The following is a 19,565-nucleotide window of genomic DNA, read 5'->3' as shown; positions in this document are numbered from 1 at the left end:
ATACAGCGGGGGATAAGAAAAGCCGGTGCCCGTCTTGCCGGGGCGGGTTGGCGCGCACAATGGTGGTCGGACCATGAAGGGTCAAGACGCGTGACAGTCGCAGGCAGTATCCCGGAGGTCCAGGAAGACGCCCTGCTGGGCGAGCGGGTAAGGCTGGCCCAGCCGGTGCGGGGCTATCGCGCGGGCATGGATGCAGCCCTGCTGGCGGCCACGGTCGCGGCCCGCCCGGGAGAGCGGGTGATCGAGGCGGGTTGTGGGCCGGGGGCGGTACTGACCCAGATCGCGGCGAGGTGCCCCGGCGTGCAGCTGGTCGGGCTCGAGCGCGAGGCGGAGATCGCCGAATTGGCGCGGCGGAATGTCGAGACGAACGGGCTGGGCGACCGGGCGGATATTCTGACCGGAGATGTGGCCGACGGCTTTCGGGCGCTGGATCTTGCGCCGTTCAACTGGGCGGTCAGCAATCCGCCCTTTTTTGACGACCCCGGCAGCTTGAGGCCCCCTGCCCCCGAGCGACGCGCGGCGTGGATGGCGGATGACGGGCTTGAGGCCTGGACCGGCTTTTTGCTCAAGGCGGTGAGCGAGGGCGGACGGATCGTCCTGATCCACCGGGCCGAGCGACTGGCTGACATCCTGGCGCTGCTGTCGCCCAAGGCCGGGTCGTTCGCCATCCGCCCCGTCCATCCCTTTGCCGACCAGCCGGCCAGGCGGGTGCTGGTCCAGGCGGTCAAGACCGGCAAGGCGCCGCTGCGCCTGTTGCCGCCGCTGATCCTGCATGACCGCGGGGGGGCGCCGCATACGGCGGAGGCAGAGGCCATTCTGCGCGGGGAAGCGGCCCTGCCCTTCTGAGCGGCTTCTCGCCGGACGCACGACAGGGTATCCCGTCGCCATGACATTGCGCCCCCCCTCCCTGCGCCCCCTGTTTGTGACCCAGGTCTATGAGTCCCGTCTGGACGATCCCGCCCTGATCGGTGAGCTGGCCGAGGCCTGTCGCCTGCTGGCGGTTGAGGACGGGGCGGGCCGCGCCTGGTGCCGGGATCACGGCTATCGCGGCTATACCTCCTACGGCTCGCTCAACGACCTGCCGAAGCGGATGCCCGAGTTCGAGGCGCTGAAGCGGCATCTGGACCGTCATGCCCTGGCCTATGCCAGGGCGCTGAACTTCGAACTGGCGCGAAAGCCCCGGCTGGACAATCTGTGGGTCAATATCCTGAAGCCCGGCGGCGGCCATTCGGGCCACATCCACCCGCACGCCTTCCTGTCCGGCACGATCTATGTCGAGGTGCCGGACGGGGCCTCGTCGCTGAAACTGGAAGATCCGCGTCTGCCGATGATGATGGCGCGGCCGGGGGTTCATGCCGAAGCTCCGGAGGCCGAGCGGCCGTTCGTCTATCTGGCGCCCCGCTCCGGTACGGTGCTGATGTGGGAAAGCTGGCTGCGCCACGAGGTGCCGCCCAATGCCGCAAAGGCGGAGCGGATCTCGATCAGCTTCAACTACGCGTAATTCCGCCGAACCGGGCTTGACCGCGGTTTAGGTCTTCCAATCCTTGAGGGCAGCCAGGATCTTGCTGCGTCTCTGTTCGAGGAAGGGCATGTGGAAGGCCATTGGCCCTTCCCGCGATGCGGCGATCAAGGCATCGAACCGGGTCACGGTCCGCTCAAGCATGGGGCGATCCTGATCGACCCGACCCAGGTGCTCCATCATGGCCACGGCCGCGAAGGCGGCTTCGAACCACAGGCCCTGTTGCCTCTGGGGGTCCAGAAGGGTCAGGGCGCGATCCAGGGCGGTCAATGCCGACCTGGCATGGAACTCCGCGTCCGGGCCCCGACCTTCGATCTCCGCAAGGCTGGCATGAGCGCTACCGAAGGATTTCAGGGCCAGGGTTTCGCCATGCAGGTTGCCTGTCGCGGCGAAGAGGTCGGCCGCTGCTTCCGCGTCATCCGCTGCGGAGCGAAGCAGGCTCCTCCGGTGTTCGGTCGACTCCAGCGGAGCGAGGCTGCATCGAGCGACGGAGCGGTTAAGCAGGATTGATGCCTCCATGGCGCGATCCCTCGCGGTGGTGGAACTGTTCAGCATCTCCCCGCTGAGGCTTTCCGCCTCGCGCAGGCGGGAGACGGCCAGGGCGGGTTCGCCGCCTGCGGCTGCACCGATAAGCGCGATGACCATGTTCGCCCGGGCCTGTTCCAGGAGGGCGTCGCCAGCCAGTTGCGGATCATGGATCACGCGGCGATAGGTCTCCAGACTCCGCGCGATCAGTCGATCCTGATCGGGTCCGGCGGGCGTCAGCGCCGCCTGGATCGACAGAACCTGGGCCTCGATCTCCTGCACGGCTGACCCGACACGTGGCACATCCCGGCCCGCGATCCGTTTGGTTTCTGCAACCCAATGCAGGGCCTGCTGGATGGCCTGCGGTCGGGTTTGATCGTGGATCAAATGCACCCGAAGACGCCATACCTGCGCCATGCGATAGGCCGCCGTGCCCCGGATCGCGACGGGAAATGCCTCTGCGGGGCTGTCCAGAATCGACTTCAGCTGCGCGGCGACGGCATCCAGAAGCGCGAATCCCTGGGCCGATCCTGACTGTCCGACCGCCAGTATCACCGCCGCTGCGTGGTCGAGGAGTTCCATCGGCGATCGGGCACGGTCCGGCTCGGCGGCCAGATCGGCCACGTCGACGGCACCGTCTCCGTGGGCGGACAGCGACACCTTTATCCCGGAGAGCAGCCGCCGCGCCTCGGCCACGATCTCCGGGTCGGAAACCGTGCGGGCCGTCATCCGGTCGATGAAGGCCTGGACGTCATGGACCAGATCGCGCGGATCGACGTCCGGCGTGTCTCGCATCATCCCGGCCCGCTCCGTGACCGCCGCCCAGTAAAGCAGCTCTGCCTTGTCCGCTTTCCGGACATGGCCGAGAGCGTGCAAGCCTCTCGCCGCCTTTTCGAGTCCGTCAGCTGCCGTCTTCAGGCGCTCGGCGGCGTCGGCGCCCCCGGTCCGCAGGCTGAGCGTGTACAGGGCCTGGGATCTGGCGGCGAGGCACAGGTGATACTCCAGCGGATCCTGTTCGAGCAGCTGCGGCGTCAGCAGCACGTCATAGGCCAGCATGGCCGTGTTCAGCGCACCGGGTCCCAGCAGGGCGCCCTCCTCGCCCAGAGCCAGGAGATGGTCGGCCGCAGCCCGTCGCAGACCGACCCGCGGAGCCTCCCCGTCCAGAGGCGGCAGGGCGAGGGTCTCGAGCGTGCGGGCCGCTCGCGAATTGCCGCGTCGCGCCAGATCGACGATGGCGTCAAGCGCTGCGTTGACCTCCGCTTCCGTCCCGGCGACCGCCAGAGCCTGTTCCTCGCGCCGGATGTCCTCCTTGCGGGCGATGCGGCCTGCGATCTCGGCCGCCTTCAGCAGACCGCCGATGACGAGAACGTCGAGAACCAGACGGAAGACGAAAGCCGCGCCGCCACCTGTCGGCTGGACGACCTCCACACCAGAAGGATTGTCGTAGCCGAAGACCTCTATGTTGCCGATGATCGGGAGGGCCTCGAGCGCCTCTGAGGCGACGTACAGAATATTGCCGCCCTGCGCAGCGCTCGGGTCCAGATCAAAGAAGCCCAGTTCGGCCAGACGCCAGACCAGCAAGGCGCCGAACAGAAAGACACAGGAAAGCGCCGCGACCAGTTCGTTGTTGAAGTCCTCGCCGCCCGGAGCGCGCTTGTGGTGAGCCGCAAGCCCGAGGGCGCGATCTTCCTCGTCCCAGGTCCACCGCCGCACCACCGCCAGGACCAGCGCAAGGCCGAACAACAGCAGCGGAGTCGCCACCACGGCCGGAAGGAAGGCCCCGGCTATGGCCAGTCCCAGAAACCACGCCACCAGTCGTCCCCAGCGCCTCAACCCCTGCGTTTCGTCGAGCCCGAGCAGGCCGGCCAGTTGCAGGGCCAGAACACTGTCGAGCGACCGGAAGCCGAGCGACAGGGTCGCCAGGGGCCACCGGGTGGCGCGCTGCACCCCCGCCACCACAATCATCCCCATGATGAGGAACAGGACAGCGCCCGCTGCAGCGACCCCCAACTGCGTCGCCGCAACCGCCATATCCGGCATCTGTAGCTTCATCATGCCCCCCCGATTTGACCCGCCTTCATTTCATCACACGGCGCGAACGAGGAGAAGACGGCAGCGCGGCAACCCCGCCCGCGACATTCCGCCTTTATGGCCACGCTGGACCTCATCCGTGATATGGAACATAGCATGAACACATGGCCCGTCTCGACCTTCGCCGAAAACTGGAAATCCTGGCCGATGCGGCCAAATATGATGCGTCGTGCGCGTCGTCGGGGGCGGGCAAGCGGAACTCGGTCGGGGGCAAGGGGATCGGCTCGACCGAGGGGATGGGCATCTGCCACGCCTATACGCCGGACGGGCGGTGCGTCAGCCTGCTGAAGGTCCTGCTGACCAACTTCTGCATCTATGACTGCGCCTATTGCATCAACCGGGTGTCGTCGAACGTGCCGCGGGCGCGGTTTTCGGTGCAGGAGGTCGTCGACCTGACGCTGAACTTCTATCGGCGGAATTACATCGAGGGGCTGTTCCTGTCGTCGGGCATCGTCCAGTCGGGCGACTATACGATGGAGGAGCTGGTGCGGGTCGCGCGGATGCTGCGCGAGGAGCATGACTTTCGCGGCTATATCCATCTGAAGCTGATCCCCGAGGCGGACCCCGAGCTGGTGGCGCAGGCGGGGCTGTATGCCGACCGGCTGTCGGCCAATATCGAACTGCCGCGCGACGAGGCGCTGGCCCGGCTGGCCCCGCAGAAGGACGCCGGCGTGATCAAGCGGACCATGGGTCAGGTGCGCCAGCGAGTGGAGGCCGCCCGACCGGCGAAGAAGGACCGCAAACGCCCGCCCCGCTTTGCCCCCGGTGGCCAGTCGACCCAACTGATCATCGGTGCCGACGGCGCGCCGGACGGAGAGATTCTGGAGCGGTCGGCGTCGCTGTATGGCGGCTATGGCCTGCGCCGGGTCTATTATTCCGCCTTCAGCCCCATTCCGGATTCGTCGGCGCAACTGCCGCTGTCGAAACCGCCACTGATCCGCGAGCACCGGCTGTACCAGGCCGACTGGCTGATGCGGTTCTATGGCTTTTCGGCACCCGAGATCGCCTCGGCCACGCCCGATGGCATGCTGGACCTGGCGGTCGACCCCAAGCTGGGCTGGGCGCTGGCCAACCGGTCCAGCTTTCCCGTCGATGTGAATGTGGCGGAGCGCGAGACCCTGTTGCGGGTGCCCGGCCTCGGCGTGCGCTCGATCGACCGGATCCTCAAGGTGCGGCGCTACCGGACGCTGAGGCTGGAGGACATCCAGCGGCTGACGCGCAGCCTCGACAAGATCCGGCCCTTCATCACCACGCTGGACTGGACCCCCGGCGGCCTGACCGATGCTGCCGACCTCAAGGCGCGACTGGTGAAGCCGCGCGAGCCCGAGCAGCTGAGCCTGTTCTGATGCGCACCGTGCGGCTGGAGTCGGAGACCGACCTTGAGGGCTGGCGCACCCATGCGCGCGCCCTGCTGGCCGAAGGCAGTCCGCCGTCCAACACCTGCTTTCTGACCCGGGCGGCTCCCGGCGGTCTGTTCGAGGATGAGGCGCCCTCTGCCCCGGTCCCGCCCGGCTCAGGCCTGAGCGTGCCCCGCGCCTTCCTCGACCTCGCCGAACAGGTGGCCCTGCACCGGTCGGAGGACCGGTTCGACCTGCTGTACCGGCTGCTGTGGCGGCTCCAGCGCGAGCGGACCTTGCTGCACATCGTCTCGGACCGCGACGTGGCCGACGCCATGGAGCGGGCGAAGAACGTCAGCCGGGCGGCGCACAAGATGAAGGCCTTTGTGCGCTTTCGCCGGATCGAGGATGAGGGCGGCGAGCACTGGATCGCCTGGTTCGAGCCGGCGCACCGGGTGCTGGAGCGGACCGCCCCCTTCTTCCAGCGGCGGTTCACGACCATGCGCTGGACCATATTGACGCCCGACGGCACGGCACACTGGGACCTTGAACGCCTCAGCTTCGGGCCGTCTGCCACCAGGGATCAGGCGCCCGAGGGCGACGATGTCGAGGAGTTCTGGAAGACCTATTACGCCTCGACCTTCAATCCGGCACGGCTGAAGACGAAGATGATGCAGAGCGAGATGCCGCGTCGCTACTGGGCCAATCTGCCTGAGGCTTCGCTGATCCCCGACATGATCCGCGAGGCGGAGGCCCGGCTAGCCACAATGGTCAGCGCCCCGGCCACGCCCGCCAATCCGCGGCTCAGCCACGCGGTCGCGCCTGTCGTGGAGCGCCCAGGCGAGCGATCAGAACCGCCGGTGTCGCTGGACGGGCTTGAGGCTGCGGTTCAGGGATGCCGTCGTTGCCCCCTGTGGCGCGATGCTACCCAGGCCGTCTGTGGCAGGGGGCCGGCCCGCGCGGACCTGATGATCGTAGGTGAGCAGCCGGGCGATCAGGAGGATCTGGCCGGCGAACCCTTTGTCGGGCCGGCGGGTCAGGTGCTGGATGCCGCCCTGGCCGAGGCGGGCATCGACCGCGACCGGGCCTGGGTCACCAATGCGGTCAAGCATTTCAAGCACGAACCGCGCGGCAAGCGGCGCCTGCACAAGACGCCCGACTCCGGCGAGGTCGAGGCCTGCCGCTGGTGGCTGGACGCCGAGCGGGCGCTGGTAAAGCCCCGGCTGATCGTGACGCTGGGGGCCACGGCGGCGCTGGGCGTGCTGGGCCACAAGATCGCGGTGACGAAGGACCGGGGCCGCCCGATCCGGCTGGACGATGGAACGGCCGTCCTGCCCACCGTTCACCCGTCATACCTGCTGCGCCTGCCGGACGCGGCGACGCGCGAGGCCGAACGCGCCCGCTTCGTCGACGACCTGAAGGCCGCGAGGGCGATGCTCGGGACCGCCTGATTGCCCGGGCGGGCGTTGCCCTTCGCCGCCGCAGTCGCTACATCCCGCCCCAACCTCCCCCCACACGATTTCAAGGGCGCACCGCACTCCATGGCGCAGCAGTACATCTTTCAGATGCAGGGTCTGACCAAGACCTTCCCCGGCGGCAAGAAGATCTTCGAGAACATCTGGCTGTCGTTCTACAACGACGCCAAGATCGGCGTGGTCGGGGTCAACGGCTCGGGCAAGTCGACCCTGCTGAAGATCATGGCCGGGCTGGACAAGGAGTTCCAGGGCGAGGCCAAGGCCGCCGACGGCATCAAGCGCGGCTATCTGGAGCAGGAGCCCCAGCTGGACCCCAACCTGAACGTGCGTGAGAACGTCGAGGCCTGGTGCGAGGAGAAGCAGTGGGTGAACCGCTTCAACGCGGTGGCCGGCGAGCTGGGCGAAAACTACACCGACGAACTGATGGAGGAGATGACCGCCCTCCAGGAGAAGATCGACGCGGCCGACGTCTGGGACATCGACAGCCGTATCGAAATGGCCATGGACGCCCTGCGTTGTCCGCCGGACGACTGGGAAGTGACCAATCTGTCGGGCGGCGAGAAGCGCCGCGTGGCGCTGGCCCGCCTGTTGCTGTCGAAGCCCGACATGCTGCTGATGGACGAACCGACCAACCACCTGGACGCCGAGTCGGTCGCCTGGCTGCAGCACCACCTGGAGAATTTCCCGGGCTGCGTGATCCTGGTGACCCACGACCGCTACTTCCTGGACCAGGTGACGAAGTGGACGCTGGAGCTGGACCGCGGCAAGGGCCACCCGCACGAGGGCAACTATTCCAGCTGGCTGGAAGCCAAGCAGAAGCGGGTGGTGCAGGAACAGTCCGAGTCCGAGGCCCGTCAGCGGGCGCTTACCCGTGAACTGGAATGGGTGCGCTCGGGCGCCAAGGCCCGTCAGGCCAAGTCCAAGGCGCGTCTGGCCGCCTATGAGCGGATGGTCGCCGAACAGGAGGGCATGCGCGGGGCCCAGACCCACGCCGTCATCCAGATCCCGCCCGGACCCCGCCTCGGCAATGTGGTGCTGGAGGTCGAGGGGCTGGAAAAATCCTATGGCGACAAGCTGCTGTTCAAGGATCTGACCTTCAAGCTTCCGCCGAACGGCATCGTCGGCGTGATCGGGCCGAACGGCGCCGGCAAGTCGACCCTGTTCAAGCTGATCACCGGCCAGGAACAACCCGACGCCGGCAAGATCCGCGTGGGCGAGACGGTCAAGCTGGCCTATGTCGACCAGTCGCGCGACGACCTGAAGCCCGACGAGACCATCTGGCAGGCCATTTCCGGCGGTACAGATGTGATGATGGTCGGCAAGCGCGAGATCAACACCCGCGCCTATGTCGGCAGCTTCAACTTCAAGGGCGGCGACCAGCAGAAGAAGGTCGGCCAGCTGTCGGGCGGTGAGCGCAACCGGGTACACCTGGCGCGCACCCTGGCGACCGGTGGCAATCTGATCCTGCTCGACGAACCGACCAACGACCTGGACATCGAAACGCTTCAGAACCTCGAGGAGGCGCTGGAGGAGTTCGCCGGCTGCGCCGTGGTCATCTCCCACGACCGCTGGTTCCTCGACCGTCTGGCCACCCACATCCTGGCCTTCGAGGGCGACAGCCACGTCGAATGGTTCGAGGGTAACTTCGAGGCGTACGAAGAAGACAAGAAGCGCCGCCTCGGCACCGACGCCCTCATCCCCCACCGCATCAAGTTCCAGAAATTCGGGCGGTAATTTCGGCGGGCGGCGCGATCCGCGCCTCCCGCCCCTCCCCTCAGCCCATCCGGGCGGCGCGGGCGCGCATCTCGACGGCCTTGCGTTCCAGTTCATCGGCCTGCTGACGCAGGCGGGGTGCAAGCGCGCGGAGCTCGGCGTCGGTGACGACCTCCCCCCGTTCGCGGTTACGGGCGATCTGTTCGGCGCGATAGGCGGGGTCTTCCAGCCGGGTGGCTTCCTCGCGCATCTGGCGGGCACCGACCAGCATCTGCTCGGCCCCCTCGGCCATCTGACGACCGGCGTCGCGGCGGGCGACCGTGGCCTCGGCGCGGGCCCTTTCGGCCTCGGCCCGGGCGACCGCGGCCTGTTCACGCGCAACCGTCGCCTGGACGCGGGCGCGCTCCATCTCTGCCCTTTCCTGCGGCGTCGCCTGGCTCCAGGAGATGACGCGGGCACCCGACCGGGGCGGCGGCGGCGCAGGCGGGGCCGGAGGAACGGGTGGATCCTGGAGCCTGCGCGGCGGCGCGGGGGGCGCGGGCGGAGCCGGGACGGGCGCAAGCGCCAGCACCGGAGGCGCGGGCGGTGCGGCCGGAACGGGCGGCGGTGCCGGCGGGTCCTGCATCACCTGCAGGGCGGCGAGCGGCGTGGCCACCAGCGACAGGGCGGCAACGGTCATGGCCACGGTCAGCGGACGGGCGTGGGGGGCATGGTCGGTCATCAGGCAATCGATCCTCTTCTTGAAAGTGCGGGCGTCGCCCGCCATGGCGGTCGAGGTCCAGGGCAGAGCGGTGTTGGCGGTAGGCTGGCTGGCCCGTCGAACAAGGGCGTGGGCATAGGCCTTGCGGTCGACACGCGAGACGGCGGCAGCATCGGCGGCCTCTTCGGTTCGGGCCACCAGCGCGGCGTGCAGCACCCAGACCAGCGGATTGAACCAGAACAGGGCGACCGCCAGCCGCGACAGGATCAGGAAGAGCCAGTCACCGCGCCGCAGATGGGCCAGCTCATGAGCCAGCACCGCCTCGGCCGTGTGGGGCTCGGACAAACTGGCCGGGTCGAGCAGGATGGTGCCGGGCGGCACGCCCCAGCTGACCGGTCCGGGCAGGCGCTCGCTGGCGATCAGCCGGGGCCGACGCCCGGCGCACAGTCGGTCGAGGGCCGCGCGCCAGGCCGGACAGGTCACGACCTGCCCCTCGGATGTCCAGCGGTCAAGCGTCAGGACACCCAGCACCAGTCGTCCGGCGATGATCAGGGCGCCTGCCAGCCATGGGAAGAGCACAAGGGCCATGGACGAGGACCAGGGCAGGGCCGCTTCGATCGACACACCGCCGACCGGTCCGATTTCACCCTGCCACACGGCCGCTGAGCCGATGTCGGGCGCTGCGCCGGCTGGCAGAAGGGCCAGCTCCCAGGCCGGCAAGGCCAGCGCCACCCCCGGCAGGGCCAGCAGCAGGCAGACCGTGGCCCTCAGGATATCGGCCCGGTCGGACGACCGGCGCGCCAACGCTGCGGCACAGACAAGTCCCGCACCCGCGATCAGGGCGGACTTGAGGGCCAGCGACAGGATCAGGGTGGCGATCATGAGGGGTCCCCCTCTCCCGCCGTGCCCATCCGGTCGATGGTGCGGCGCAGGGCTTCGGCCTCCTCCGCCGTCAGGGATGCGCCCATCCCCAGCAGCGCGGTCGCGGCACTGGCCGCCGATCCGGCGAAGAAGGTCTCGACCATCCGCCTGAGCGCCCCCTCCGCCACAGCGTCGGTGCGCGGCACGGGGGCATAGACAAATCCGTCCGGACCGGCCGTCCGCCTTACCAGCCCCTTGGCCTCCAGCCGGCTGAGCAGGGTTCGGACCGCCGAGTCACTGAGGGGATCGGTCAGCACCCCGCGCAGGGTGGCGGCGGTCGCCTGTTCCAGCCGATACAGGGTTTCGAACACTTCGCGCTCGCGACGGGGCAGCTGGTCGATTGGGGTCGGGGGCATGGGACGCTCGCTACATTTGTAACGCTACATTTGTAGCGAAATGCGTCGGCAATGGGGCAGCCGGATGAAACCCCTGACAGGAAGGCAGCCCTTGCCAGCCGGCGTGCGACGGGAAAGAATCGCCCCATGACCCAACGCCCCGCAGTCCTGATCATGCAGCGGCATCTGGCGCCGCTGACCGGCTTTCTGGAAGCCAGCTATGACGTCTACCGGTTCTGGGAGCATCCACCGGTCGAGGCCGAGCGGGATATCCAGGCCCTGGTGATGGCGGGCGAATTTCCGCTGGACACGGCCCTGATCGAGCGGCTGCCCGAACTGAAGCTGATCGCCTGTTTCACCTCTGGCTATGACGGGATCGATGTCGGCTGGTGCCGGGCCCGCGGCCTGCCGGTCACCCATGCGCCGGCGATCAATCACGAGGATGTCGCCGACCATGCCATTGGCCTGATCCTCGCCTCGCGCCGACGGCTGGTCGAGGGGGACCGAACCCTGCGTAGCGGCGGCTGGACGCCCGAGACGCGCCTGATCACGCCCTCGCTGAAGGGGGCACGGGTCGGCGTCGTCGGCATGGGCCTGATCGGTCAGGCGGTGGCCCGGCGGGCCGAGGCCCTGCGGATGACGGTCGGGTGGTGGGGACCGCGGCCCAAGGATGTGCAATGGCCCCGGACCGACAGCCTGATGGAGCTGGCGCGTGGCTCTGACATACTGGTGGTGGCCTGCAAGGCCGACGAGGACAATCGCGGCCTGATCGACGCCGGAGTGCTGGCGGCACTGGGTCCGTCCGGCCTGCTGGTCAATGTCGCGCGCGGCAGTCTGGTGGACGAAGATGCCCTGATCGATGCGCTCAAGACCGGAACCCTGGGGGCAGCGGCGCTGGATGTCTATGAGGACGAACCGACCGATCCGGCGCGCTGGGCCGATGTGCCAAACACGGTGCTCACCCCGCATACGGGGGGTGCCACGACCGAGTCCGTCCAAGGGATGCTGATCCTGCTGATGAAGAATCTGGCGGCCCTGTTCGCGGACCAGCCGCTGGTCACGCCCGTTCCCGACTAGCGGTCGCGGCGGGGGCGTTCGGCCTCGGTGACCACGCCGTTGCCGTCGACGTCCATCATGGCGAACAGGCTGCGGGCGGCTTGGCGGACTTCGTCACGGGTCAGGGTGCCGTCGCCGTCCTGATCGGCGCGGCGCAGCATGCGGGACCCACCGCGCCCATCACCTGCCGCCAGTTCCTCGGGGGTCAGCCGTCCGTCACTGTCGACGTCCAGCCGGTCAAAGCCGGCCAGCATCCGCGCTTCCAACCCTTGCAGGGTCTGATCTCCGCCGTCCGGGCCGCGACGACGACGGTCCTTGAACCCTTCCCCCGCGCCCGCGATCGGCGCCGTCGCCGCCTCTGGCGATGCCTGCTCGGTCGGCTCGGGCGCCGGGGCCTGGGCCGCGACAGGCGCCGCAACGTCTTCCCGCTCGGGTGCGGGACCGCAGGCGGCCAGCGCCAGGACCAGACCGGCGACGGACATCGGATACAGTTTCGACATGGGTGGCTCCTTGCTTGTCCTGTGAAACCCACGCGCCAGCCCACGCGTTCCGTCGCCCGATTTTGCTTGCATAATCGTATAAGGATATCTTTATATGATTGAATGAGCTGGACGGCGGATCAGACCATAGAGGCCCTGCGCGGGGCGGGAGAGCCCACGCGGTTGCGCGTGCTGGCCCTGCTGGCGGGTGACGAGCTGTCGGTGATGGAGCTGTCGCACATCCTCGACCAAAGCCAGCCGCGCGTGTCCCGCCATCTCAAACTGATGACCGAGGCCGGCCTGATCGAGCGCTTCCCGGACGGGGCCCGGGTTTATTACCGCCTGTCCTCCGACCCCACGGCCCGGCGTCTGGTCGACACGGTGCTGGACCTGCTGGACGACCGCTCCAGCGAACAGGATCACCGCCGTCTGGACGAGGTGCGCCGCGACCGCGAGGCTGCCGCCGAAGCCTATTTCGAACAGGTCGCCCCGCAATGGGACCGTATCCGCTCGCTCTATGTCTGCGAATCTGCGGTCGAGGCGGCGATCGAGCGCGCCGCCGGGCCCGGGCCGTTCGAGCGTCTGGTCGATCTGGGCACCGGCTCGGGGCGGATGCTGACCCTGCTGGGCGGGCGGGCCCGCATGGCCGTGGGGCTGGACCTGTCCCAGAACATGCTGAACATCGCCCGCGCCAAGGTGGCCCAGGCGGGTGTCGGCAAGGTCGAGCTGCGCCACGGCGACATCTTTGCCACCCGCCTGCCCTCGCAGAGCGCCGATCTGGTGCTGGTTCATCAGGTGTTGCACTACCTGTCTGACCCGGCGGCGGCCGTCAGCGAAGCGGCGCGTCTGGTGATGCCGGGCGGCAAGCTGCTGATCGTCGACTTCGCCCGCCACGACCTAGAGGAGCTGCGCGAGGAACACCAGCACCGGCGGCTGGGCTTCACCGATGCCGAGATCAATGGCTGGCTGGCAGACGCCGGGCTCAAGGCCAGCGCGCCCATCGCCCTGCCCCCCGACAAGGACGGTCTGACCGTGCTGATCTGGACGGCGACACGGCCCGCCCAAGCCCGGCGGAGCGTCGCCTGATGACCTCGCTGGCCGAAGCCCGGGCCCTGCTGCTGTCGCCACTGGGACCGGTGGCGCGGGCGGGCTCGAACCGCAACGCGGTCAATGTCTCGTTCGAATTCTTCCCGCCCCGGTCGGATGAGGCCGAGGCCACGCTGTGGAAGGCCATCCGCCGGCTGGAGCCCCTCAACCCCGCCTTTGTGTCGGTGACCTATGGGGCGGGCGGATCGACGCGTGAGCGGACCCACCGCACGGTACAGCGTATTCTGGCCGAGACGGGCCTGGCCCCCGCCGCCCACCTGACCTGTGTCGAGGCCTCGCGCGGCGAGGTCGATGATGTCATCGCCGAGTACAAGGCCGCCGGGGTTGGCCACATCGTGGCGCTGCGCGGGGATCCGCCAGGCGGGAGCGGAATCGGCGGGGTCTATCAGCCGCGCGCCGACGGCTATGCCAATGCCACAGAACTGACCGCCGCCATCGCCCGGCACGGCGGCATGGACATCTCGGTCGGCGTCTATCCCGAAAAACATCCCGAAAGCCCCTCCATCGACCATGACATCGATGTGCTGAAGGCCAAGATCGACGCGGGCGCGACGCGCGCCGTCAGCCAGTTCTTCTTCGACATCGACGCCTTTTTGCGATTCCGCGACCGGGTGCGGGCGGCGGGCATCACCCTGCCCCTCATCCCCGGCATCATGCCGGTGTCCAACTTCGCCGGGCTCAAGCGGATGAGCGCGGCCTGTGGCGCCTCGGTGCCAGACTGGCTGGCCGCCCATTTCGACGGGCTGGACGACGACCCCGAGACCCGCAAGCTGCTGGCCGCCTCGGTCGCCGCCGAGATGTGCGCCCGCCTGCAGGAAGAGGGCTTTTCCGACTTCCACTTCTACACCCTGAACCGCGCCGACCTGGTCTATGCCATCTGCCGGGTGCTGGGCGTGCGCGAGGCCGTGTCGTGACCCGCGCCGACCGCATCGCCGCCCTGCATGCCGCCGCGAAAGAACGCATCCTCGTGCTCGACGGTGCCTGGGGCGTGATGATCCAGCGCATTGAGCTGTCAGAAGCGGACTTTCGCGGCGACCGCTTCGCCGGTCACAGCGGTCAGATGAAGGGCAACAACGACATCCTGTGCCTGACCCGGCCCGACGTCATCGCCGACCTGCATGACCGCTATTTCGCGGCCGGCGCCGACATCTCCGAAACCAACACCTTCTCGGCCACGGTGATCGCCCAGGACGATTACAAGCTGGACGCACAGTCGGTGTGGGACATCAATCTGGAAGGCGCGAAACTGGCCCGCGCCGCCGCCGACCGCTGGACGGAAAAGGAGCCGTCGAAGCCCCGCTTTGCCGCCGGCTCCATCGGTCCGCTGAACAAGATGCTGTCGATGTCGTCGGACGTGAACGACCCCGGCGCCCGCAGCGTGACCTTCGATCAGGTCTATGACGCCTATCGCCATCAGGTGAAGGCGCTGAACGAGGGCGGCGTGCACCTTTATCTGATCGAGACGATCACCGACACGCTGAACTGCAAGGCCGCGATCAAGGCGATCAAGGACCTGGAGGACGAGGGCATGGAGCCCCTGCCCATCTGGATTTCGGGCACCATCACCGACCGCTCGGGCCGCACCCTGTCGGGCCAGACGGCAGAGGCCTTCTGGAACAGCGTACGACACGCCAGGCCGTTCGCCGTGGGCTTCAACTGCGCCCTGGGGGCGGATCTGATGCGGCCGTTCATCGCCGAGCTGTCGCGGGTGGCCGACACCCTGGTCGCCGCCTATCCCAACGCCGGCCTGCCCAATGCCATGGGCCAGTATGACGAACAGCCGCACGAAACCGCCCACCACCTCGAGGAGTGGGCCCGCTCGGGTCTGGTCAACATCGTCGGTGGCTGCTGTGGCACCACGCCGGAGCACATCAGGCACGTCGCCGAAGAGGTCGCTCCGCTGAACCCCCGCGCCATCCCGGAACGGCCGGTGGCGATGCGGCTGTCGGGGCTGGAGCCGTTCGAGCTGGTGGCGTGATACCTTTAGGTGCCCGAGGGGGGTATAACTGGGGGTATATAGGGGTATTTACACGCACCCCAATCCACCCTATATTGCGGCCATAGGAGGTTCCCATGGCCCATACGACCGTTTCCGATTTCGTCATCTGGACGAAGCACATCCACGGCGATCCGGCGATCGAACGCGCGATCCTGGCTCTTGAGGAAGGCGAGGCGATCCGCCTGCGTGTCGCGGGCGCGGCCGGGGCCTGGACGCGCATGAAAGACGGCAAGGACGGCCGTCCCACGCCCGGCATCCGCCCCATCGGCGCCGCCAAGGACTTCTGGCGGGAACTCTACAGTTCACGACGGGGGGACGTTGTGGATATCGAGGTGATTAGCGAAGACGCCGGTCTGGGCGCACCTCGGGAAACCCGACTGATCGACCGCTCACCGGAGTCACGGCTGGCGGCCATCGAAGCCTTCCTCGGGCTCTCCGGCCAGGGCTGGCGCTCGGAAGGTCGCTCCGTGTCACGCGACGAGATGCACGAGCGATGATCTCGATCGACACCAATGTGGTCGTCTATGTTTCCGACGACGATGCGCCTCGGAAGCAGGAGACCGCCCGCGATCTCCTGCGCGCGGCGATGCAGCGGCCCACGCGTCTCGGCCTGCAGGTCATAGGGGAACTCCAGAACGTCCTGCACCGCAAACTCAAGCAGCCGCCGTGGGTCGCGGCGCAGAACGCCCGCAACCTGCTGCACGCCTTCGACACCTTCCCGGCCAGCGAACGCGCGACCGAGGAGGCCCTGACCCACATGGCGACGGGCCGTCTGTCCTACTGGGACGCCTTGTTGATCTTCTCGGCGCGCGACGCGGGCGTCACCACCCTCGTCACTGAGGACATGCAGGACACGGCCGTGATCGGCGGCGTCCGCATCCTCAATCCTTTCGCGCCGGACGGCTCGCCCAGCCCCGCCTTGCGAGAGCTTTTCGGAACCTGACTTGACCAAACCCGCCTCCAACTTCGCCGATCCCGACTTCGTCGCCAAATATGTCGAGAAGGGCCCGCGCGCCTTCATGCCCGGCCAGCCCGGCGTGCTGCAGATGGCGGGCATCCTGCTGGCCGAACGCGTGCCGGACGACGGCCATGTGCTGGTCGTCGGTGCCGGCGGGGGACTGGACACCCAGGCGCTGGCCAAGGCCGGGCCCGGCTGGCGCTTCACCGGCGTCGATCCTGCCGGAAAGATGCTGGACCTCGCCCGTCATATCCTCGGCGAAGAAACCATGCGGCGCGTCGACCTGATCGAGGGCGGCGTCGAGGCTGCACCCCAGGGGCCGTTCGACGGCGCGACCATGATCCTTGTGCTGGGCATCCTTCCGGACGACGGGTCCAAGCTGACGACGCTCCGCGATATCCATCGACGGCTGAAGCCCGGGTCGCCCTTCATTCTGGTCGACCGCTGCGACAGCGCCGACTACCCGCATTTTGACCGCAATATGGATCGCTACGTCGCCTTCGCGGCGGCCAATGGTGTCGATCCCGAGACATTGAAGAACGCCCGCGCCAGCCATCGCGGCAATCCGGGCCTAGCGACGGCTGCGCGCGACGAGGCGCTTCTGGACGAAGCCGGTTTCAGCGGCATCGAGCATTTCTATCACGCCATGAACTGGCACGGTTGGGTGGCGTACGCGTGAGACCTGTCTTCATCAACGTCGGTGAGCGGACGAACGTTACCGGCTCGGCCAAATTGCGGAAGCTGATCGTCGCGGGGGATTACTGGGCGGCCATCGAGGTCGCGCGCCAGCAGGTCGAGGCGGGCGCCCAGATCATCGACGTCAACATGGACGAGGGGCTGCTGGACGGCGCCGTCGCCATGCGGACCTTCCTCAACCTCATCGCCGCCGAGCCCGACATCGCCCGCGTGCCGGTGATGATCGACAGCTCCAAGTGGGAGGTGATCGAGGCGGGCCTGAAATGCGTTCAGGGCAAGCCGATCGTGAACTCGATCAGCCTGAAGGCCGGCGAGGCCGAGTTCCGCGGACAGGCGGTCAAATGCCTGCGCTACGGGGCGGCCGTGGTCGTCATGGCCTTTGACGAGGACGGTCAGGCCGATACGGCGGCGCGGAAGATCGAGATCTGCACCCGCGCCTACCATATCCTCGTCGACGAGGTCGGTTTCCCGCCCGAGGACATCATCTTCGACCCCAACATCTTCGCCGTGGCGACGGGGATCGAGGAGCACGACAACTACGCCGTCGACTTCATCGAGGCGACGCGGGTGATCAAGGCCACGCTGCCCTATGCGCGGGTGTCGGGCGGGGTGTCGAACGTCTCGTTCAGCTTCCGCGGCAATGAGCCGGTGCGGCGGGCGATCCACAGTGTGTTCCTGTACCACGCCATCCAGGCGGGCATGGATATGGGCATCGTCAACGCCGGCGACCTGCCGGTCTATGACGACATCGACCCTACCCTGAGGGAGGCCGTCGAGGATGTGGTCCTGAACCGGCCCCAGCGGACCAATGTGTCCAACACAGAGCGGCTGGTTGACCTCGCACCCTCATACAAGGGCGACAAGGGACAGGCCCGGGTCGTCGACCTGAAGTGGCGGGACGCCCCGGTCGGCAAGCGCATCGAACACGCCCTGGTGCACGGCATCACCGAGTTCATCGAGGCCGATACCGAGGAGGCGCGGCAGGCTGCCAAACGCCCGCTACACGTCATCGAAGGCCCGCTGATGGACGGCATGAATGTCGTTGGCGACCTGTTCGGCTCGGGCAAGATGTTCCTGCCGCAGGTGGTGAAGTCGGCGCGGGTGATGAAACAGGCCGTAGCCTGGCTGGAACCCTTCATGGAGGCCGAAAAGGCCGGCAAGCCGCGCGAGCAGGCCGGCCGCATCCTGATGGCGACCGTCAAGGGCGACGTCCACGACATCGGCAAGAACATCGTCGGCGTGGTCCTCCAGTGTAACAATTATGAGGTCATCGACCTTGGCGTCATGGTTCCGGCCGACCGCATCCTGGACGCCGCGATCGAGCACAAGGTCGACATCATCGGCCTGTCCGGCCTGATCACGCCCTCGCTGGACGAGATGGTGTTCGTGGCCTCGGAGATGGAGCGGCGCGGGTTCGATATCCCCCTGCTGATCGGCGGCGCGACGACCAGCCGGACCCATACGGCGGTCAAGATCGAACCGGCCTATCGCCGGGGGTCGACCACCTATGTCATCGACGCCAGCCGCGCCGTCGGTGTCGTCGCGGGCCTTCTGTCAAAGGACGAGCGCGCCAGCAATGAGGCCGCAACCCGCGACGAATACATTCGCATCCGCGAGCAATATGCGCGCAGTCAGGACACCAAGGCGCGCACGACCCTCGCCGATGCACGGGCCAATCGCTGGAGGGCGGAGGCGGGTGCCCCCCTGCCCTGCGCGCCCTCCTTCATCGGGACCCGGACATTCGACGCCTGGGACCTGCAGGACCTGGCCGACCACATCGACTGGACGCCCTTCTTCGCCAGCTGGGAGTTGATCGGCCGCTATCCGATGATCCTTGAGGATGAAATCGTCGGCGAGGCCGCGGGCGACCTGTTCAAGGACGCGCAGGCCATGCTGAAGCGGATCATCGACGAGCGGTGGTTCACGGCCCGCGGCGTCATTGGCTTCTGGCCTGCCAATGCGCGTGGAGACGACATCGTGGTCTGGACCGACGAGACCCGCACCGCTGAACTTGCCCGCTTCCACGGTCTGCGCCAGCAGATCAGGAAGTCGAACGGCAAGCCGAACCTGTGCCTGTCGGACTTCGTCGCCGAGGACGACCCGGACTGGATCGGTGCCTTTGCCGTTACCGCCGGCCACGGCGAACTGGAGATCGCAAAGCGGTTCAGGGATGCGGGCGACGACTATTCTGCCATCATGGCCACCGCCCTGGCCGACCGCCTGGCCGAGGCCTTCGCCGAGCGGCTGCACAGGGAGGTGCGGACCACGCTGTGGGGCTATGCGCCGACCGAGGCGACGACGGTCGAGGCCCTGATCGCCGAGCAGTACCAGGGCATTCGCCCTGCCCCCGGCTATCCGGCCCAGCCGGATCATACGGAAAAGGCGACGTTGTTCCGTATACTGAACGCACGGCAGAACGCCGGCATGGCCCTGACCGAAAGTTTTGCCATGACGCCCCCGGCTTCGGTGTCCGGCATCTATTTCGGCCACCCGGGCAGCCACTATTTCGGCGTCGGCAAGATCGACCGCGACCAGGTCGAGGATTACGCGCGCCGCAAGGGCTGGGACCTGGCCACCGCCGAGCGCTGGCTGGCCCCGATCCTGAACTATCAGCCGGAGCGTGCCGCGCGCAGCGACGCGGCCTGAGGCCTGGC

17 protein-coding genes are annotated in these 19,565 nt (G+C 67.8%); 13 read left to right on the top strand and 4 right to left on the bottom strand.

From position 1 onward, the window contains the following. Window positions 1-90 precede the first annotated feature (90 nt). Together IBJ06_RS03920 and IBJ06_RS03915 are read left to right on the top strand one after the other, a co-directional pair. Complete coding sequence (locus IBJ06_RS03920) at window positions 91-846, top strand: methyltransferase (protein ID WP_292157468.1); 756 nt, start codon at window positions 91-93, stop codon at window positions 844-846. 40 nt (window positions 847-886) lie between these two features. Continuing rightward, window positions 887-1,501: a TIGR02466 family protein gene (locus tag IBJ06_RS03915; RefSeq protein ID WP_292157466.1), complete on the top strand. Its 615-nt coding sequence runs from the start codon at window positions 887-889 to the stop codon at window positions 1,499-1,501. A gap of 27 nt (window positions 1,502-1,528) precedes the next feature. On the opposite strand, the gene IBJ06_RS03910 is transcribed toward IBJ06_RS03915, so the two are convergent. Beyond that, a complete protein-coding gene (locus tag IBJ06_RS03910) occupies window positions 1,529-4,099 on the bottom strand; it encodes a hypothetical protein (RefSeq protein ID WP_292157464.1) in 2,571 nt (856 codons plus the stop codon). A 140-nt stretch (window positions 4,100-4,239) separates the two neighbouring features. Here IBJ06_RS03910 and IBJ06_RS03905 point away from each other — a divergent pair, with 140 nt between their 5' ends. The 3 genes from IBJ06_RS03905 (at window position 4,240) to ettA (ending at window position 8,681) form a co-directional block, all read left to right on the top strand. Beyond that, window positions 4,240-5,481 carry a putative DNA modification/repair radical SAM protein gene (locus IBJ06_RS03905; RefSeq protein ID WP_292157462.1) on the top strand — a complete coding sequence of 414 codons (1,242 nt, stop codon included), beginning with the start codon at window positions 4,240-4,242 and terminating at the stop codon, window positions 5,479-5,481. Then, window positions 5,481-6,923 (top strand): UdgX family uracil-DNA binding protein, encoded by a 1,443-nt coding sequence (locus IBJ06_RS03900; protein ID WP_292157460.1) that lies wholly within the window; start codon window positions 5,481-5,483, stop codon window positions 6,921-6,923. The genes IBJ06_RS03905 and IBJ06_RS03900 overlap by 1 nt, the downstream gene beginning before the upstream one ends. A 90-nt stretch (window positions 6,924-7,013) precedes the next feature. After that, entirely contained in the window at window positions 7,014-8,681 is a 1,668-nt protein-coding gene (gene ettA / locus IBJ06_RS03895; protein ID WP_292157458.1) for an energy-dependent translational throttle protein EttA, read from the top strand. A gap of 40 nt (window positions 8,682-8,721) precedes the next feature. On the opposite strand, the gene IBJ06_RS03890 is transcribed toward ettA, so the two are convergent. Together IBJ06_RS03890 and IBJ06_RS03885 are read right to left on the bottom strand one after the other, a co-directional pair. Beyond that, window positions 8,722-10,242, bottom strand: coding sequence for a M56 family metallopeptidase (locus tag IBJ06_RS03890; RefSeq protein ID WP_292157456.1), 1,521 nt, complete (start codon window positions 10,240-10,242; stop codon window positions 8,722-8,724). Next, window positions 10,239-10,637 (bottom strand): BlaI/MecI/CopY family transcriptional regulator, encoded by a 399-nt coding sequence (locus tag IBJ06_RS03885; RefSeq protein WP_292157455.1) that lies wholly within the window; start codon window positions 10,635-10,637, stop codon window positions 10,239-10,241. Before IBJ06_RS03885 ends, IBJ06_RS03890 begins: the two co-directional genes overlap by 4 nt. Window positions 10,638-10,763: 126 nt before the next feature. Here IBJ06_RS03885 and IBJ06_RS03880 point away from each other — a divergent pair, with 126 nt between their 5' ends. Next, entirely contained in the window at window positions 10,764-11,693 is a 930-nt protein-coding gene (locus IBJ06_RS03880; protein WP_292157454.1) for a 2-hydroxyacid dehydrogenase, read from the top strand. Here the strand turns inward: IBJ06_RS03880 and IBJ06_RS03875 are convergent. Then, a complete protein-coding gene (locus tag IBJ06_RS03875) occupies window positions 11,690-12,172 on the bottom strand; it encodes an EF-hand domain-containing protein (protein ID WP_292157453.1) in 483 nt (160 codons plus the stop codon). The genes IBJ06_RS03880 and IBJ06_RS03875 overlap by 4 nt on opposite strands. 102 nt (window positions 12,173-12,274) lie before the next feature. Between IBJ06_RS03875 and IBJ06_RS03870 the strand changes: the two genes are divergently transcribed. The 7 genes from IBJ06_RS03870 to metH all read left to right on the top strand — a co-directional run bounded on the left by IBJ06_RS03870 (window position 12,275) and on the right by metH (window position 19,557). Beyond that, window positions 12,275-13,237 carry a metalloregulator ArsR/SmtB family transcription factor gene (locus tag IBJ06_RS03870; protein WP_292157452.1) on the top strand — a complete coding sequence of 321 codons (963 nt, stop codon included), beginning with the start codon at window positions 12,275-12,277 and terminating at the stop codon, window positions 13,235-13,237. Beyond that, window positions 13,237-14,172, top strand: coding sequence for a methylenetetrahydrofolate reductase [NAD(P)H] (gene metF / locus IBJ06_RS03865; protein WP_292157450.1), 936 nt, complete (start codon window positions 13,237-13,239; stop codon window positions 14,170-14,172). Before IBJ06_RS03870 ends, metF begins: the two co-directional genes overlap by 1 nt. After that, window positions 14,169-15,236, top strand: coding sequence for a homocysteine S-methyltransferase family protein (locus IBJ06_RS03860; RefSeq protein WP_292157449.1), 1,068 nt, complete (start codon window positions 14,169-14,171; stop codon window positions 15,234-15,236). The genes metF and IBJ06_RS03860 overlap by 4 nt, the downstream gene beginning before the upstream one ends. Window positions 15,237-15,331: 95 nt before the next feature. Further along, window positions 15,332-15,754, top strand: coding sequence for a hypothetical protein (locus tag IBJ06_RS03855; protein WP_292157447.1), 423 nt, complete (start codon window positions 15,332-15,334; stop codon window positions 15,752-15,754). After that, window positions 15,751-16,200, top strand: a complete 450-nt coding sequence (locus IBJ06_RS03850; protein WP_292157445.1) for a PIN domain-containing protein — start codon at window positions 15,751-15,753, stop codon at window positions 16,198-16,200. Before IBJ06_RS03855 ends, IBJ06_RS03850 begins: the two co-directional genes overlap by 4 nt. A 1-nt stretch (window position 16,201) precedes the next feature. Continuing rightward, window positions 16,202-16,894, top strand: coding sequence for a class I SAM-dependent methyltransferase (locus IBJ06_RS03845; protein ID WP_292157444.1), 693 nt, complete (start codon window positions 16,202-16,204; stop codon window positions 16,892-16,894). Beyond that, on the top strand, window positions 16,891-19,557 hold the full coding sequence (gene metH, locus IBJ06_RS03840; RefSeq protein ID WP_292157442.1) for a methionine synthase: 2,667 nt from the start codon (window positions 16,891-16,893) through the stop codon (window positions 19,555-19,557). Before IBJ06_RS03845 ends, metH begins: the two co-directional genes overlap by 4 nt. The last annotated feature ends 8 nt before the right edge of the window (window positions 19,558-19,565 follow it).

The organism is Brevundimonas sp. (assembly GCF_016742135.1).
Classification (GTDB): Bacteria; Pseudomonadota; Alphaproteobacteria; order Caulobacterales; family Caulobacteraceae; genus Brevundimonas.
The sequence above is the reverse complement of the archived record's forward strand: the minus strand, read 5'-3'. Positions and strand labels throughout refer to the sequence as shown.